16 protein-coding genes are annotated in these 16,834 nt (G+C 67.6%); 7 read left to right on the top strand and 9 right to left on the bottom strand.

Going from position 1 to position 16,834, the window contains the following annotated elements; all coding sequences use genetic code 11:
- Positions 1–8: 8 nt before the first annotated feature.
- Both FHU38_RS05055 and mca read right to left on the bottom strand, forming a co-directional pair.
- Positions 9–332 (bottom strand): hypothetical protein, encoded by a 324-nt coding sequence (locus FHU38_RS05055; protein ID WP_167166977.1) that lies wholly within the window; start codon positions 330–332, stop codon positions 9–11.
- Positions 329–1,240, bottom strand: a complete 912-nt coding sequence (gene mca, locus FHU38_RS05050) for a mycothiol conjugate amidase Mca (RefSeq protein WP_167166975.1) — start codon at positions 1,238–1,240, stop codon at positions 329–331. The genes FHU38_RS05055 and mca overlap by 4 nt, the downstream gene beginning before the upstream one ends.
- Before the next feature lie 131 nt (positions 1,241–1,371).
- Here mca and FHU38_RS05045 point away from each other — a divergent pair, with 131 nt between their 5' ends.
- The 3 genes from FHU38_RS05045 (at position 1,372) to FHU38_RS05035 (ending at position 3,398) form a co-directional block, all read left to right on the top strand.
- Complete coding sequence (locus FHU38_RS05045) at positions 1,372–1,842, top strand: DUF4307 domain-containing protein (RefSeq protein WP_167166973.1); 471 nt, start codon at positions 1,372–1,374, stop codon at positions 1,840–1,842.
- Between the two features lie 188 nt (positions 1,843–2,030).
- Positions 2,031–2,525 carry a transcription elongation factor GreA gene (gene greA, locus FHU38_RS05040; RefSeq protein WP_009156016.1) on the top strand — a complete coding sequence of 165 codons (495 nt, stop codon included), beginning with the start codon at positions 2,031–2,033 and terminating at the stop codon, positions 2,523–2,525.
- A 69-nt stretch (positions 2,526–2,594) separates the two neighbouring features.
- Positions 2,595–3,398, top strand: coding sequence for an MBL fold metallo-hydrolase (locus FHU38_RS05035; protein WP_167166971.1), 804 nt, complete (start codon positions 2,595–2,597; stop codon positions 3,396–3,398).
- Here FHU38_RS05035 and FHU38_RS05030 read toward each other — a convergent pair.
- Complete coding sequence (locus tag FHU38_RS05030; RefSeq protein ID WP_167166969.1) at positions 3,377–3,862, bottom strand: Lrp/AsnC family transcriptional regulator; 486 nt, start codon at positions 3,860–3,862, stop codon at positions 3,377–3,379. The two genes, FHU38_RS05035 and FHU38_RS05030, sit on opposite strands and share 22 nt — an antisense overlap.
- A 119-nt stretch (positions 3,863–3,981) precedes the next feature.
- On the opposite strand from FHU38_RS05030, the gene hppD reads away from it, so the two are divergent.
- Positions 3,982–5,166, top strand: a complete 1,185-nt coding sequence (gene hppD, locus FHU38_RS05025) for a 4-hydroxyphenylpyruvate dioxygenase (RefSeq protein ID WP_167166967.1) — start codon at positions 3,982–3,984, stop codon at positions 5,164–5,166.
- Between the two features lie 57 nt (positions 5,167–5,223).
- Here the strand turns inward: hppD and ilvA are convergent, their stop codons facing one another.
- Positions 5,224–6,429: a threonine ammonia-lyase gene (gene ilvA / locus FHU38_RS05020; protein ID WP_167166965.1), complete on the bottom strand. Its 1,206-nt coding sequence runs from the start codon at positions 6,427–6,429 to the stop codon at positions 5,224–5,226.
- 112 nt (positions 6,430–6,541) lie between these two features.
- Between ilvA and FHU38_RS05015 the strand changes: the two genes are divergently transcribed.
- Positions 6,542–6,817: a hypothetical protein gene (locus FHU38_RS05015; RefSeq protein WP_167166963.1), complete on the top strand. Its 276-nt coding sequence runs from the start codon at positions 6,542–6,544 to the stop codon at positions 6,815–6,817.
- Here FHU38_RS05015 and FHU38_RS05010 read toward each other — a convergent pair.
- The 3 genes from FHU38_RS05010 to FHU38_RS05000 all read right to left on the bottom strand — a co-directional run bounded on the left by FHU38_RS05010 (position 6,805) and on the right by FHU38_RS05000 (position 11,130).
- Complete coding sequence (locus tag FHU38_RS05010; RefSeq protein ID WP_167166961.1) at positions 6,805–7,974, bottom strand: cystathionine gamma-synthase; 1,170 nt, start codon at positions 7,972–7,974, stop codon at positions 6,805–6,807. The genes FHU38_RS05015 and FHU38_RS05010 overlap by 13 nt on opposite strands.
- Positions 7,975–8,092: 118 nt before the next feature.
- Positions 8,093–9,628 carry a hypothetical protein gene (locus FHU38_RS05005; RefSeq protein WP_208415562.1) on the bottom strand — a complete coding sequence of 512 codons (1,536 nt, stop codon included), beginning with the start codon at positions 9,626–9,628 and terminating at the stop codon, positions 8,093–8,095.
- A 128-nt stretch (positions 9,629–9,756) separates the two neighbouring features.
- Positions 9,757–11,130 (bottom strand): cystathionine beta-synthase, encoded by a 1,374-nt coding sequence (locus FHU38_RS05000; RefSeq protein ID WP_167166959.1) that lies wholly within the window; start codon positions 11,128–11,130, stop codon positions 9,757–9,759.
- Positions 11,131–11,377: 247 nt separating this feature from the next.
- On the opposite strand from FHU38_RS05000, the gene FHU38_RS04995 reads away from it, so the two are divergent.
- On the top strand, positions 11,378–12,598 hold the full coding sequence (locus FHU38_RS04995) for an acetyl-CoA C-acetyltransferase (RefSeq protein ID WP_167166957.1): 1,221 nt from the start codon (positions 11,378–11,380) through the stop codon (positions 12,596–12,598).
- 69 nt (positions 12,599–12,667) lie between these two features.
- Here FHU38_RS04995 and FHU38_RS04990 read toward each other — a convergent pair whose 3' ends face one another.
- Both FHU38_RS04990 and FHU38_RS04985 read right to left on the bottom strand, forming a co-directional pair.
- Positions 12,668–13,438 (bottom strand): LppU/SCO3897 family protein, encoded by a 771-nt coding sequence (locus FHU38_RS04990; RefSeq protein ID WP_167166955.1) that lies wholly within the window; start codon positions 13,436–13,438, stop codon positions 12,668–12,670.
- A gap of 162 nt (positions 13,439–13,600) precedes the next feature.
- The gene (locus FHU38_RS04985) at positions 13,601–14,419 is read right to left on the bottom strand and encodes a Bax inhibitor-1/YccA family protein (protein ID WP_167166953.1); all 819 of its coding nucleotides are present in this window, start codon (positions 14,417–14,419) and stop codon (positions 13,601–13,603) included.
- Positions 14,420–14,809: 390 nt separating this feature from the next.
- Between FHU38_RS04985 and FHU38_RS04980 the strand changes: the two genes are divergently transcribed.
- Positions 14,810–16,804 carry an SDR family oxidoreductase gene (locus tag FHU38_RS04980; protein WP_167166951.1) on the top strand — a complete coding sequence of 665 codons (1,995 nt, stop codon included), beginning with the start codon at positions 14,810–14,812 and terminating at the stop codon, positions 16,802–16,804.
- Positions 16,805–16,834 lie beyond the last annotated feature (30 nt).

The raw sequence follows: 16,834 nt of genomic DNA, 5'->3' as shown, positions 1-16,834 counted from the left end.
CGGCCTGCCTAGGAGTCGCGGTGTTCTTCCCGCTTTCCGTCCGCCGCCACCGTGCTTTCAGCCACTGAGTTCACCGAATCCGCCGCGCCCACCGGGTCCGAGCCGGGCGCCCCCTTTTCGGGTTCCTCGAACGAGGCGGGCACGCGCTTGAGGTGCTTGGTCATCGACCGGATCAGGAACACGACGGCGATGAAGAACAGCAGCAGGAGCAGCAGGCCGACGGGCGAGGACTTGCCGAAGTCCGCGCCCTGGCCACCGCCGTCGCCCTCCGGCTGCGCGAGCACGGCCGCGCCGGACATCGCGGGAACGGCCACGAAGGCCGGAAGCGTCATGTGGTCACCTTCTCTCGGACCCCCGCGAACAGATCGTCCTCCGGCAAGGTCGTGTCGACAAGGGAACGCACGAGTTCGTACTCCTCGGTGGGCCACACCTCACGCTGTACCTCCAGCGGCACGGCGAACCAACGGCTGTTGGGGTCGATCTGGGTGGCGTGCGCCTTGAGCGCCTCGTCGCGCACCTCGAAGTACTCCGCACAGCGTACTCGGGTGGTGACACGCTCGATGACGTCAGCCTTGTCCGGGTCCCACCGGCTGAGCCACTCACTGTACGGCGAGTCGAGCCCACGCGAGGTCAGCGCCTGGTGGAAGGCGGTGAGTTTCGCCCTGGAGAATCCGTGCGAGTAGTAGAGCTTCAACGGCTGCCACGGCTGTCCCGCCTCGGGGAACCGCTCGGGGTCCGAGGCGGCGTCGTAGGCGGCAACGGAGACCTCGTGGCACCGGATGTGATCCGGATGCGGGTAACCACCGTTTTCGTCATAGGTGGTTACCACGTGCGGCTTGAACTCGCGGATCGCGCGCACGAGCTCGCGGACCGGTTCCTCCATCGGGATCGCAGCGAAGCAGCCTTCCGGCAACGGCGGCATGGGCTCGCCCTCCGGCAGGCCGGAGTCGATGAAGCCCAGCCAGCGGTGCTGCACACCGAGGATCTTGGCGGCGCGCGCCATCTCCTCCCTGCGCAGCTCCGGCATGTTCGCGTGGACCTCGGGTTTGTCCATCGCGGGGTTGAGCACGCTGCCCGCCTCGCCCCCGGTGCAGGTGACGACCATGACGTCGTGGCCCTCCGCGACATAGCGGGCCATCGTGGCCGCGCCCTTGCTCGACTCGTCGTCGGGGTGCGCGTGCACCGCCATCAGCCGCAGTCGCTCTTCTGCACCGGTCGCCTTGCTTTCGGACACCGCCATGACCCCTCCGGTCACCCGTCGTCGTGCGGACCCCCTGGCCCACGCCTTTAACACCTACACGGATACTCAACACACCAGACGCGCTGTTCATTCTCCCCACGACCACGACAACAGCCGACGGGAGGCCATGGTTGAGCTACGGGCAGGCCGACTCGGCACACGGACGACCGCAGCAGGTTTCGCCGGAGCCCACCGTGCCACAGGACCGCTACGGTCGTACCCGTCGCTCCGCTCGAATGCCGCACGGCTGGCGGCTGTGGCTGCTTGTGCTGCTGGTCCTTGGCGCGGGAGCCGCCCTGACCTACATCGCCTACCGCAACCTCGGCGCCGCACCCATCGAGGCTGAACGGGTCGGGTTCGAGGAGCGGCCGGGTAACGCCATGGAGATCACCATCGCCGTCCGGCGCGACGACCAGAACCGCCCCGGGGTGTGCATCGTGCGGGTACGCGACATCTCCGGCGCGGAGAGCGGGAGAAAAGAGGTCTACATCCCGCCGAGTGTCGAGCAGGTCTCCACGGTGATCCGCGGCATCGACCGACCCGTCACCGCTGACGTGTTCGGGTGCACTTACAATGTCCCCAAATACATGTCAACCTCGTAGCGGCCAACGGGGTGAATAGAGCGCTGAATGTCCGCTCAGCGGAAAAAGCGGGAACATTTGACGCGCCTCGCGTGTTATCCTGATACGTCGGCACGGCCCAGGCGGGCCGTGTCTTTCCTTATATTCCAGCCACGCCAATGTGGCGGCCGGCTTGTATACCCAAGATCGGCAGGCCCTAGGAGGAGATGGTGACCGTGAGCGACACCAAGGTGACCTGGCTGACCCAGGAAGCCTACGACAGGCTCAAGAGCGAGCTCGATGAGTTGATCGAGAATCGTCCGGTCATCGCTGCGAAGATCAACGACAGCCGGGAGGAGGGCGACCTCAAGGAGAACGGTGGCTACCACGCCGCTCGTGAGGAACAGGGTCAGCAAGAAGCCCGCATCCGGCACCTGCAGGAGTTGCTTCGCACCGCGAAGGTCGGCGAGGCGCCCACGAATTCCGGCGTCGCAGAGCCGGGCATGGTACTCACCGTGCGCTATGACGGCGACGACGACGAAGAGACTTTCCTGCTCGCGACCCGCGAGGAGGGCGGGCAGGGCCCGATGGAGGTGTACTCGCCCGATTCCCCGCTGGGGAAGGCGCTGCTCGGCGCCAGGGAGGGTGAGTCGCGCGAGTACAGCCTGCCCAACGGCAAGACCCAGAAGGTGACCCTCGTCAAGGCGGTGCCCTACAGCGGCTGACCAGCGACGTGTCCCGGTATGTGCCCGGCGTGACGGCGCCGGGCACATACCGGCGGCTATCGTCATCCCATGACCACTGACCTGCCGATCTGCGGTACCTGCGCCATGCAGTACGCGGCTCCTCGGCCGGACTGCCCGGTTTGCCTGGACGAGCGCCAGTACGTACCGGCGGGCGGTCAGCGCTGGACCAGTCTCACCGAACTGCGGGCGGGTGACTACACCGGCAAGCTCGCCGAACAGGGGCAAGGCATCGTCGGCATCGGAACGGACCCGTCCTTCGGGATCGGGCAACGGGCGCTGCTGATTCCGACTCCCTCGGGCAACATCCTGTGGGACTGCGTCGCCTACCTCGACGACGACCTGATCGCCCAGGTCGACGAGCTCGGGGGCGTCTCGGCCATCGCGATCAGCCATCCGCACTACTACACGACGATGGTCGAGTGGGCGGAGGCTTTCGATGCGCCGATCTACCTGCACGCCGACGACCAGCAGTGGATCGGCAGGCCACACGAGCGCATCCGGCTGTGGAACGGTGTCAGCCACCGCCTCGCCGAGGGGTTCACGCTGATCAATCTCGGGGTGCACTTCGCGGGAGGCACGGTGCTGCACCGTGCCGAAGGAACGGCAGGCGGCGCGGCCCTGTTCAGCGGCGACATCGTCCAGGTGATCCCCGATCGCACGCACGTGGCCTTCATGTACAGCTATCCCAACTACATTCCAGAGCGCCCGTCTGTGGTCAGGCGTGCCGCCGAGTTGCTCGAACCGCTGGAGTTCGAGGAGATCTACGGGGCTTGGTGGGACGCTGTCGTGCGCGCGGGCGGCAAGGAGGTTGTGCGCCGGTCCGTGCAGCGCTACCTCGAGCGAGTGGGCTGACCTCGCGCGACGCGCTCGAGCAGCGGCCGCACCCTTGGCGCCACCGGCGTGGACAGCGCGATGGAGGTCGACGTCCTACGCACCCCCGGCACACCGACCACCTCGTCGATGACGCGTTGCAGGTCGTCGTTGGAGCGTGCGACCATCCGCACGAACAGGTCACCCTGTCCCGTTGTCGCGTGGACCTCGCAGACCTCGTCGATCGCGGCGAGCGCGCTCGATACCTCCGATCTACGGCCCTGCGCGATTTCCAGCACCGCGAAAGCGGTGAGGCCGTAACCGATGGCGGCAAGGTCGAGTTCCGGAGGAAAGCCTCTCAGCACCCCTGCGCTGGTGAGGCGATCCAGCCGTGCCTGCACGGTGCCGCGCGCCACCCCGAGCCTGCGCGCGCATTCGAGCACACCCAGCCGTGGAGTGTCGGTGAGCAACAGCAGCAGGCGCGCGTCAAGCTCGTCGAGGTCCACTCGCCCTCCTGCGCAATCTGCTCAACCTGATCAATCAATCTTGGATTTTACTGGGCAGATTGTCCAGTGAACTTCCCTAGTGTTGCACAATGTGTTCGGCCAGGCGCATCCTGCCGAACATGACCAAACCCGCTCTCGACGACCTCAGCTACGACCAGTTGCGGCAACTCGTCGGCCTCGTCGACCACGACATCTCGGCCGATCCGTTCCCGGTGACGGGATTGGACGCCGTTGTGTTCACCGCGGGCAACGCCACCCAGACCGCGTGGTTCTACCAGGCCGCCTTCGGCATGGACCTCGTCGCCTATTCCGGCCCCGAGACCGGGAACCCCGACCACAAGTCGTTCGTGCTGCGGTCCGGCGCCGCTCGCTTCGTGATCAACGGCGGCGTGCGTCCCGACTCCCCGCTGCTCGACCACCATCGCAGACACGGCGACGGTGTCACCGACCTCGCACTCGCGGTATCCGATGTAGACAAGTGCGTCGAGCACGCCAGGGCGCAGGGTGCGGCGATCCTGGAGGAACCGCACGACGTCTCCGACGCGGACGGCACCGTGCGGCTCGCCGCGCTCGCGACCTACGGCGAGACCAGGCACACGCTGGTGGACCGCTCCCGTTACTCCGGCCCATACCTGCCGGGCTACCAGGCCAGGCAGAACACGGTCACGCGGCCGCCGGACGCGCCGAAGCGGCTGTTTCAGGCTGTAGACCACTGCGTCGGCAACGTCGAGCTCGGCAAGATGGACTACTGGGTCGACTGGTATCACCGGGTGATGGGCTTTGTGAACATGGCGGAGTTCATCGGCGACGACATCGCCACCGAATACTCCGCGCTGATGAGCAAGGTGGTTTCCAACGGCAACCACCGGGTCAAGTTCCCGCTCAACGAGCCCGCCGTCGCCAAGAAGAAGTCGCAGATCGACGAGTACCTCGAGTTCTACGGCGGTCCCGGCTGCCAGCACATCGCGTTGGCCACAAGCGACATCGTCGCGACGGTGTCGGCCATGCGCGCCGCGGGCGTCGAGTTCCTGGACACTCCCGACTCCTACTACGACGACCCGGAGCTGGCGCGGCGAATCGGTGAGGTCCGCCTACCGATCCAGACGCTAAAGCAACACCGCATCCTTGTCGACCGTGACGAGGACGGCTACCTGCTGCAGATCTTCACCAAACCGATCGGTGACCGGCCTACGGTGTTCTTCGAGCTCATCGAACGGCACGGCTCACTCGGCTTCGGCAAGGGCAACTTCAAGGCGCTGTTCGAAGCCATCGAGCGCGAGCAGGAGCGCAGGGGCAACCTGTAGTCAACCTGTAGCCCGCGTCCCGGTCCGTGCGGGTCCGCGTGAGGACCCGCACGGACGTCACGGCATCACCGTGTAACCCGCGCGCTGCAACTGCGAGGCCACTTCCTCGCAGTGCTGCGCACCTCGGGTCTCCAGCTTCAGCGCTATCTCCACCTCGCCCATGGCCAACCTCCCCGAGATTCGGGAGTGCTCGATGTCCAGCACGTTGGCCCCCAGCTCGCTGACCCGCGTCAGCACACCGGCCAGCGAACCCGGCCGGTCTGGCACGCACAGCCGCAGGCTCAGGTACCGACCCGCCGCGGTCATACCGTGCTGGATGATCTGTAGCAGCAGTAGCGGGTCCACGTTTCCACCGGAAAGCACAGCCACCACCGGCGGTTCGAACGCGCCCGCGTGCTCCAGCAGCGCGGCCACCGCCGCCGCTCCCGCGGGTTCCACCACGAGCTTTCGCCGTTCCAGGCACAGCAACACGGCACGCGACAGCGACTCCTCGTTCACCGTCACAACGTCGTCAACCAGCGTGGACACGTGTTCGAACGTCAACGGTCCCGGCTCCCCGACGGCGATCCCGTCCGCCATCGTCTGCATGCTCCGCAGCCGTACCGGTTTCCCCGCCGCCAGCGAGGCAGGGAACGCCGCTGCGGATTCGGCCTGCACGCCCACCACGCGCACCTCGGGGCGCAGCGCCTTGACCGCGCACGCCACCCCGGCCACAAAGCCGCCGCCGCCCGTGGCCACCAGGATCGTGGCCACGTCGGGCACCTGCTCCAGGATCTCGAGACCGACCGTGCCCTGACCGGCGATGATGTCGAGGTGGTCGAAGGGGTGTATGAACAGCGCACCCGTGCTGCTGGCGAACTCCTTGGCCTTGGCAAGGGTCTCCTCGAGCACCTCGCCGTGCAGATGAACCTCGGCTCCGTACCCGCGAGTGGCGGCCAGCTTCGGCAACGGGGCACGCTCGGGCATGAACACCGTCGCCTTGATGCCGAGCAACTTGGCGGCTAGCGCCACCCCCTGCGCATGGTTTCCCGCACTCGCGGCGACGACACCGTGCGAGCGTTCCTCCTCACTCAGCCCGTGAATGCGCGTGTAGGCACCCCGGATCTTGAAAGAACCGGTCCGCTGCAGGTTCTCGCACTTCAGATACACCCCTCCGCCGACGGAGCCCTCGAGGTCGCGGGCGTGCTCGACCGGTGTTCTCCGGACGACTCCTTCGAGTAGGTGCCGCGCCTGGCGGATCTGGTCCACGGTGACGAGTCGCATTCAACAGATCATGTCACTGCGCACACCGTGACAGGACGGTTACCTGCATGCCCTGAATCCCCATTGGGTACTCTTGTCACGAATCGGTATCCAAACGCGGGAGTCATGTGGCATGGCACGGGCGAGAGCGTCATCTGGTTCACGTCCCGTAGGCATGCTTTCCCTGCTGGCCGGCCTCACCTCCGCGCTGGCACTGACCGGCGCCGCCGTCTACACGGTCGGCCAGGCTGCCTGCGAGCCTGGCCAGTACGTCCGCCACGACAGCCACGTCGAACTCGTCGGCGGCTGCGTCGACGGTGAACAGCTACGCGAGTCCGGTTTCGGCCAAACACCCAGCAACGGCTCGACCGGCACCGCCGGAGCCTCACACAGCAACTACCGTCCCTGATCCTCCAACGCGGCACGCAGGTCCGCCAGCAGATCGCGGGGGTCTTCGATACCCACCGACAGCCGGACCAACTCGGCGGGCACCGCGAGCATCGAACCGGCCACGCTCGCATGCGTCATCCGGCCGGGATGCTCGATCAGCGACTCCACGCCACCCAACGATTCCGCGAGCACGAACAGCGTGGTCCGTGCGGCCATGTCGAGCGCGGCTTGCTCGCCGTCCGCGTGGGTGAACGACACCATGCCGCCGAACCTACGCATCTGCTTGGCCGCCAGCGCGTGTCCCGGGTCGTCCGGCAGTCCCGGGTAGTAGACCCTGCTCACCTTCGGGTGCGTGGTGAGTGCCTGCGCTATGAACTCGGCGTTGTCGCAGTGCCGCTCCATCCGCACGGCAAGCGTCTTCAGCCCGCGCAGTGTCAACCACGCGTCGAACGCGCCCGGTACCGCGCCGGCGGAGTTACGCAGAAAGAACAGCGACTCCGCGATCTCCTCGGAATCGGTCACCACCGCGCCGCCGACCACATCGGAGTGTCCACCGAGGTACTTCGTCGTGGAGTGCACCACGATGTCCGCACCCAGCGCCAACGGCGTCTGCAGGTAGGGGGTGGCGAAGGTGTTGTCCACGACGAGTCTCACGCCTGCTTCGTGCGCGAGAGCGGCCAGCGCCGAGATGTCGGCGATCCCCAGCAACGGGTTCGTGGGCGACTCACACCAGATCAGCTTGGTCTCCGGCCGGATCGCGGCCCTGACCTCGTCCGGGTCGGACAGCGGCACCACACTGTAGGTGACTCCCCACCCGGTCAACACCTTGTCGATCAGCCGGAACGTGCCGCCGTAGGCGTCGTTGCCGAGCAGCAGGTGGTCACCGGGCCGAAGGGCGGTGCGCAGCACCGCGTCGCTCGCCGCCATTCCTGACGCGAAGGCCAGCGCGTGTCGCCCGCCCTCAAGCGCGGCAAGGGCCTGCTCCAACGCGGTGCGCGTCGGGTTGGCCGTGCGCGAGTATTCGTAGCCGCCTTCACGAGTCTCGCCGACACGATCCTGGGCGTAGGTGGAGGTCTGATAGATCGGCACGATCACGGCGCCGGTGCGGGGATCGGGCTCTTGACCGGCATGGATGGCGCGGGTCTCGAAGCCGTAACCGGAAGGGTCGGAAACCATGGGTCCAGCCTAGGCCCAGGCGGTGGACGGCAGGCCTGCCGGACCCACAGCCACAACGGCATCGTGCCCCCTGCCGAGTCGGCAGGGGGCACGATGCCGGTTCTGGTACTTCAGCGGATCACCACTGCTGCGGTGGCTGACCGGGTTGACCTGGCTGGCCGAACCCGCCGGGCTGCCCCGGCGGCTGACCACCGAACCCGCCTGGTTGCTGCGGCGGCTGACCCGGTTGCCCGAACCCACCGCTGGGTGGGTACTGCCCGCCGGGCTGCTGCGGCGGCTGACCGGGCTGTCCGAACCCACCGCTCGGCGGGTACTGCCCGCCGGGCTGCTGCGGCGGCTGACCCGGTTGCCCGAACCCACCGCTGGGTGGGTACTGCCCGCCGGGCTGCTGCGGCGGCTGACCGGGCTGTCCGAACCCACCGCTCGGCGGGTACTGCCCGCCGGGCTGCTGCGGCGGCTGACCCGGTTGCCCGAACCCACCGGGCTGGCCGAAACCGCCGGGCTGGCCGAAGCCACCCCCAGGAGGTCCGAACCCTGCCGGGCCGCCGAAACCGCCAGGCCCTCCCGGACCGCCAGGGCCTCCCGGACCCGGTCGACCCTGGCCTCCCAGCCCGACGTAGGACGCGGTCTGCGGGATGACCGCGAGCACGCCCACGGCCAGGATGAAGATGCCGAAGATCAGCGTGAAGACGATCCGGGTCGGCGGCTCACCGCCCTCCGACATCAGCAGGATCGAGAACAGCAACAGGAAGAAGCCACCGCCGATGGTGACGTAGGGGATGAACTTCCTCAGCCCCGCACCGACCTTGTCGACGAGCGCGTGCGCCACCCCGCTCGCCGCCGCGAGCACACCGCCGACCAACAGCATGATGAGGTAGAAGTAGATCCGGCCGGGGATCTCACTCATCGCACTGTCGATCTGCTCCTCGATGGCGGAGCGGCACTCGTCCTCGCTCATGCCACTGCTCTGCGCACATTGCTGGACGGCCTGGTCAACCTGCGAACCACCCGGCGCCCCGATGTCGGAGAGCAGCGTGATGGCGAGGATCGCGCCGATGATGCCGAGCACCGCGACGAGACCGCCCGCGATCCAGGCGAACAGCTGGTTTCCACCGCCGCGCGGTGGACCACCGAACCCGGGAGGTGCGCCGAACGGCTGGCCGGGGGGCGGCGCGCCGAACCCACCCTGGCCCTGCGCGGGGTCGAAACCACCTGGCTGGCCGAAGCCGGGCTGAGGCGGCTGCTGTGGAGGAGCGCCGAAACCACCTGGAGCACCCTGCTGACCGAAGGGGGCCTGCTGCCCGAAGCCCTGGGGGTTCATCGCGGCCGGGTTGTCGGCCGCGCTGGGCGGGGGCGCGTAGGGGATCGAAGGCTGCGGACCAGACCCTGGCGCGACGAGTTGGGTCGACTCGGCACCGCCGCCCTCGCCCTGCTGCTCTCCCGATTCCTGGCCGGACCCCGGCTGCACGACCTGGGTCTGCTCAGGATTGTCGCCAAACGGCTGCTCCTCCTGCGACTGCGACGGCTGCACCGCCTGGGTCGGCTCCGAGGAACCGAACGGGCTGTCTTGCTGCGGTTGTGGGCCGCTGGGAGGGCCCTGAGGTGGCTGTTGCCCGCCGCCCCAGGGTTGGTTCGGCGGTTGCGGAGCACTCATGTGGGTCTTGAACCCCCTTGACGAGGACCTTGGTGATTTCGCTCGCGCACACGCTATCGGATGGGAGCCCGGATTGGTCGCAATGCCCCACAGAGTTGGTGCGATTGCCGTCACCGAGTTACCGGCGGTCACTGGTGGCCGGACAGGAAAGCCAACAGGTCCTGCCGCGTGATCACTCCCGCCGGCTTGCCACCGAGCAGCACGAGCGCACCGTCGGCCGAACCCAGCGCCTTCATCGCCGCGCTGACGCGCTCGCCGGAGCCGATGGTCGGCAACGGAGGCGACATGTGCCGCTCCAGCCGGTCCGCCAGCGCCGCCTTACCGGTGAACAGGGCTTCGAGCAGGTCGCGCTCGTTGACCGCGCCGACCACCTCCGCGGCCATCACGGGTGGTTCGGCGCTCACCACGGGCATCTGGCTCACGCCGAACTCGCGAAGGATGGCCACCGCTTCGGCGACGGTCTCGTTCGGGTGGCTGTGCACCAGTTCGGGCAGCGTGCCGTCCTTGCGACGAAGTACGTCGCCCACCGTGGCACCGGTGGAGTCCGGCGGGAGGAAACCGTACGACGACATCCACGCGTCGTTGAAGACCTTGCCGAGGTAGCCGCGCCCGCCGTCGGGGAGCAGGACCACGATTACGTCGTCGGCGTCGCAGCGCTGCGCCAGCCGCAGGGCGGCGGCGACGGCCATGCCGCATGAGCCACCGACCAGCAGCCCCTCCTCCATGGCCAGCCGCCGGGTGGTGTTGAAGGACTCGCCGTCGGACACAGCGATGATCTCGTCCGCGATGTCGCTGTCGTACGTCGCGGGCCAGAAGTCCTCTCCCACGCCCTCGACCAGGTAGGGCCGCCCGCCGCCGCCGGAGTAGACCGATCCCTCCGGATCGGCACCGACCACGCGGACCCGGCCGCCGGACACCTCCTTGAGGTAACGCCCCGTGCCCGAGATGGTGCCACCAGTTCCGACTCCGGCGACGAAGTGAGTCACCTTGCCCTCGGTCTGCCGCCAGATCTCCGGCCCGGTGGAGCTGTAGTGACTCTCCGGATTCTCCGGGTTGGCGTACTGGTTGGGCTTCCAGCCGCCCTCGATCTCCCGCGCAAGCCGGTCGGAGACGCTGTAGTAGGACTCGGGATGGTCCGGCGGCACGGCCGTCGGGCAGACCACCACCTCGGCGCCGTAGGCCGCGAGGACGTTGCGCTTGTCCTCGCTGACCTTGTCCGGGCACACGAAGACGCACTTGTATCCCTTGCGCTGAGCGACCATGGCCAGGCCGATTCCGGTGTTCCCCGAGGTCGGCTCGACGATGGTTCCACCTGGCCGCAGCTCGCCGGACGCCTCTGCGGCCTCCACCATGCGCAGCGCGATGCGGTCCTTCACGCTGCCACCGGGGTTGAAGTACTCGACCTTGGCCAGCACGAGTGGGCTCAGGCCTTCGGCGAGTGCGTTGAGTCTGACCAGCGGGGTGTTGCCCACAAGGTCGATGACGTGGTCCACGTAGTCCATGTGGTCAGCCTAGACACCGGCGATGCGCTCCCCCACCGCGCGAGCGACGGTGCAACGGTCCGAACAGGACTCCGCTGTCGGGCGCGCGTCGGCAGCGGGTGCTGTGCTGTGCTGTGCTGTGCTGTGCGAGACCGTGCGACGAAGACCACCGTGTCGCGTCCCGGCCACAGGGACGCCTGGCCTTCCCAACCGCGAGGATGCACGATATTACTAAGCAATCGCTTAGCAGACTTGAAGGAGTGCCGCCATGCCGGAAGCCGTGATCGTCTCCGCCGCTCGCTCGCCCATCGGCCGTGCGAACAAGGGCTCGCTGGTGGATATGCGGCCAGACGACCTCACCGCGCAGATGGTGAGGGCCGCGCTGGACAAGGTGCCGCAGCTGGACCCCTCCGACATCGAGGACCTGATGCTGGGCTGCGGCCTACCGGGTGGCGAGTCCGGTTTCAACATGGCCAGGGTGGTCGCGGTCGAACTCGGCTACGACCACCTGCCCGGATGCACCATCACCCGCTACTGCTCCTCGAGCCTGCAGACCACCAGAATGGCCATGCACGCGATCAAGGCGGGCGAGGGTGACGTGTTCATCTCGGCGGGCGTCGAAACCGTGTCCCGCTCGGTGAAGGGCAGCTCGGACTCCTGGCCCGACACGCACAACCCGATCTTCGCCGACGCGAAGGCACGCACGGCCCGCACCGCCGAGCAGGGCGCCGAAAGCTGGTCCGACCCGAGGCAGAGCGGCCAACTGCCCGACGTCTACATCGCGATGGGCCAGACCGCGGAAAACCTGGCGCTGTTGAAGAACGTCTCCCGCGAGGAGATGGACTCCTTCGGGGTGCGCTCGCAAAACCTCGCCGAGAAGGCCATCGCCGACGGCTTCTGGGCAAAGGACATCACCCCTGTCACGCTGCCGGACGGCACCGTGGTCACCACCGACGACGGTCCGCGCCCCGGCGTGACGCTGGAGGGCGTTTCCGCACTCAAGCCGGTGTTCCGCCCGGACGGCCGGGTCACGGCTGGCAACTGCTGCCCGCTGAACGACGGCGCTGCCGCGCTGGTGATCATGAGCGATACCAAGGCGAAGGAACTGGGGATCACACCACTGGCCAGGATCGTTTCGACCGGCGTTTCCGCGCTGTCCCCCGAGATCATGGGCTACGGACCGGTGGAGGCGTCCAGGCAGGCACTGGCAAGGGCAGGGATGTCGATCGACGACATCGACCTCGTGGAGATCAACGAGGCGTTCGCGGCGCAGGTCATCCCTTCCTACCGTGACCTGGGCATCGACATCGACCGGCTGAACGTCAACGGTGGCGCCATCGCCGTGGGACACCCCTTCGGCATGACCGGTGCCCGCATCACCTCGACGTTGATCAACTCGCTGCGGCACCACGACAAGCAGTTCGGGCTGGAGACCATGTGCGTCGGCGGTGGCCAGGGCATGGCGATGGTGCTGGAGCGGCTGAGCTGACCGGAAGGCGTGAGTGTTCAGCAGGCCCCAGGCGCCACTGAACACTCACGCCGTTGTGCTCGAACGGGGTCAGACCGAGGTCGGCGGGGTCAGGCAGACGACCGTGGCAGGCTCCGCGTAGTAGATGCCCTGCGCCTGGTCGAACTCCGCGCAAACCTGCTCCATATCGGTCGTGCCGCTCACCACCTTGGCGATCGCCACTTCCGCGGCCGGGTCGGTACACGCCACGCGCTCGTAGCCCTTGGTCGGGGAGGTCACGTTGGCGAAGCAGTCACCGTCCCTCGCGTTGATCATGAGGCAGAACTTGGCGCCACTTTCGTAGGAGATCTCGTCGTAGTTGCCGTCCGGGCAACTGCCGGTCCCCTCGTCCAGTTTGACTGCGACCTTGACCGTGGCCTTGTCGTCGCCGCAGTCGACCTTCGTCGGCTGTTCCTCGGCGTCAGAGGAGAACTCCGGCACGTGGAGACAGTCGCCCACCTCGGCGTTCCATCCGACGCTGCGCAGCCCGATCGCCCCGAGTGCCACGACGGCGCCCACGACCGCCACGGCCACAGGCACCCCGATCTTCAGCCACAGCCCGCGCTTCTTCGGCGGTGGCGGCAGCGGCGGCTGGTTCATGCCCGGCTGGCCCGGGTAAGGCGGCTGCCCCGGCAGCTGCTGGCCGAAACCGAAGCCACCGGGTTGCCCCGGCGGGGTCGGAAACGGCGATTGCCCCGCGGGGGGCTGCCCGTACGGCTGCTGCCCGGCTGGCGGACCGTAGGACGGCCCTCCAGCCGGTGACGGGCTGTACGGGTTCGGTCTGCCGGAGTCCGGCTGACCAGGGTATGGCGGAACCGTCACCACGAACCTCTCACACGATCTTCAGGCGAACAGGACCCTGTCATCTAACACCGGGTGACCGACAACCCGGATGACCGCCCTCGACCGGGCACAGGTTCATACGACGAGGGGGCGCCCGGCTACTCGAGCCGGGCGCCCCCTCGGACCAGGAGTGGCTGGGTGCTAGTCGCTGCCGTTCAGGTACGACAGCAGGCGCAGGATCTCTAGGTACAGCCAGACCAGGGTGACCATCAGACCGAAGGCGACGTACCACGACCACTTGGCGGGCACACCTTCGCGGATCATCCGGTCGGCCATGTCGAAGTCCAGCAGGAAGCTGAACGCGGCGATGCCGATCACCACAAGGCTGAAGATGATCGCCAGCGGGCCGCCGTCACGCAGCCCCATGTTGACGCCGAACAGGCCGAGCACCAGGTTCGCGAGCATCAGGACAAGCGCGCCACCGAGCGCGCCGATGATCCACTTGGTGAGCTTTGGCGTCACCTTGACCGCGCCGGTCTTGTAGACCACCAGCATCACCGTGAACACCGCCGCGGTGGCCAGCACGGCCTGTAGCGCGATACCCGGCACCATCAGTTCGAAAACGCCGGTGATCGCGCCGAGGAAGACGCCCTCAGCCGCTGAGTAGGCCAGCGTCATCGGCCCACTGGCCAGCTGCTTGAAGGTGATGATGAGCGCGAGCACGAGGCCGACGAGCATCCCGGCGATCATCGCGCCGGTGACGGCACCCATCGAGTTGGCGGCGACCTGCGACTGCGCCCAGATCGCGGTGATGACCCCGACCAGCAGGGTCACCCCGAGGCTCGCACCGGTCTTCAGTACGACGTCGTCGACGGTCATCGGGCGGTCGGCGGCGCCTTCTGCCGTCTGCGGGGCGCCATAGCCGGGTACCCCACCGTGCGGCTGGTTGAAGCCCGCGTAGGGTGCCCGCGCCGCAGCCGTCGGCAGGTTGCGGAATGCGGGGTTGCTAGAGGTTCGCACCTGATCCTCCTGGATCTCCTGGCACTTGCATTGGGTATAACGACCGCTCGTGCTGGCCGGTTCCCGTAGGTCAGTAAAGGTCACTTTACCCACATCGAACCGGATGGCCGTACACCAACGGTAATGGTGCCTCCCCGGATCGTCCCACAAAACGTCAACCGGCTGGTCGATTGCCTACCCGGGTATCTCACCGGCCGCCCGAACGATCACGGCGGGATACCGCTTATCGTGCTCGTGACCTGCGGCGACCGTGGGCCCAGCGGCACGGCCGGCTGTGCCAACCATCGGTAATGATCTTTTCAACCGGCGCGAACCACCAGCTGAGGCGCATCGCGCTGACAGAATGCGCGTTGTCCGGTTGTCCGAGGCCGAGGCGACGAAGGGGCGATCATGGCCACGTATCTCGTCACAGGGGCGACCGGTTTCATCGGTCGCCACTTCACCAGGTCGCTGCTGGCGCGCGAGGACACCGAGCACGTCACATTGCTGGTGCGTGAGCGTTCCATGACCCGGCTGGCCGAGCTGGTCCGGCAGTGGCCGCACCCGGAGAAGACAACGCTCGTGGCGGGCGACCTCGCGGCCGAACGGCTGGGAGTCACCGAGCGCATGCGCGAGGAGCTGCGGGGAAAGGTCGACCACGTCGTTCACCTCGCGGCGTTGTACGACCTGACGGCGGACGACGAGGAGAGCGCACGGGCCAACGTGGCGGGCACCCGAGGTGTCGTCGAACTGGCCGAGGACGTGAGGGCAGGGTGCCTGCACCACGTCTCCTCGGTGGCGGTCGCGGGCGACTACGAGGGCGTGTTCACCGAGGAGATGTTCGACGCGGGACAGCGCCTGCCCACGCCGTACCACCGCACGAAGTTCGAGGCGGAGCGACTGGTACGGGAGCAGGATCGCGTGCCGTGGCGGGTCTACCGGCCCGCCGTGGTCGTCGGACACTCCGAGACGGGCGAAATGGACAAGGTGGACGGTCCCTACTACTTCTTCAGTGGCATCAGCAGGCTTGCCTCGCTGCCTAGCCTGCCCGCGGTGGGACCCGACATCGGCGACACCAACATCGTTCCCGTCGACTACGTGACCAAGGCTCTGCTCGAACTGGTGACGAAGAACGGCCTGGACGGCCGCGCCTTCCACCTGGTCAACCCGCAACCGCAGCCGGTGTTGGAGGTGTACAATGCGTTCGCGAGGGCCGCGGGGGCGCCGACCGTCCGGGTGCGGCTCGGCAGGCGGCTGTCCCTCGGGCTGGTTGGCGCGGCGCGGCTGAGCGAGCACGTGCCGGGAGTGTGCCTCGCGCGCGACGCCGCTCTCGAACGCCTCGGAATCCCGCCCGTGCTGCTGAACACGCTCACCTTTCCCTCGGTGTTCGCCTCGGCGGACACCCGAAGGGCACTCGCGGGCTCCGGTGTCGACGTACCGAGCCTGGACAGCTACGCAGGGGTGCTGTGGCGGTACTGGCGGGAACACCTCGACCCGTTCCGCGCTCGCAGAACGGGCCCGCGCGGTGAACTCGACGGGCGCCGCGTCGCGATCACGGGTGCCTCGTCGGGTATCGGGAGGGCGACAGCGCTGAAGGTCGCGGCCGAGGGCGGCGTGGTGCTGCTCGTCGCTCGTCGCGTGCACGAACTCCAGGAGGTGCGCGACGAGATCGTTGCCGCGGGCGGGCAGGCCTCGGTGTACCCGGCCGACCTGACCGACGACGAATCGGTGCGCAAGGCCGTCGACGCGATGCTCGCCGACCACGGATACGTCGACATGCTGGTGAACAACGCGGGCCGCTCGATCCGGCGATCGATTCGGCTGTCCTACGACCGCTTCCACGACTACGAACGGGCGATGGCGATCAACTACTTCGGTGCGGTGCGACTGATCCTGGCACTGCTACCGCATATGACGCGACGCAAGTTCGGCCACATCGTCAACGTGTCCTCGATCGGTGTCCAGGGAATCGCGCCGAGGTTCTCCGCGTACGTGGCTTCCAAGGCCGCGCTCGACTACTTCAGCAAGATCGCGGCTACCGAGACGCACGGCGACGGCGTCACCTTCACGACCGTCCATATGCCGCTGGTGCGCACCCCCATGATCCGGCCGACCAAGATATACGACGCGTTTCCGACGAAATCCCCAGAACAGGCCGCCGACATGGTGGTGCGGGCGTTGCGGCGAAGGCCGAAGCACATCGGGACGCCGGAGGGTTATCTCATCCAGGCCGCCTACGCTGTGGCACCGGGACTTGTCAACGCCGTCGCGTACGAAGGCTACCGCGTGTTCCCGGACTCCACGGCCGCAGGCGGGTCGGGTCGGGTCAAACTCGGCAAGGGCGAGCGGCACCTGTCGCGAGCCGCCGCGACGCTGGTCAAACTGACCCGTGGGTTCCATTGGTAGAACCGCGAATCCCCGCTCGCGACGCCCCTC

The sequence above is a fragment of the Saccharomonospora amisosensis genome, assembly GCF_011761185.1.
Classification (GTDB): domain Bacteria; phylum Actinomycetota; class Actinomycetes; order Mycobacteriales; family Pseudonocardiaceae; genus Saccharomonospora_A; species Saccharomonospora_A amisosensis.
This window is presented reverse-complemented; position numbering and strand designations above follow the sequence as displayed.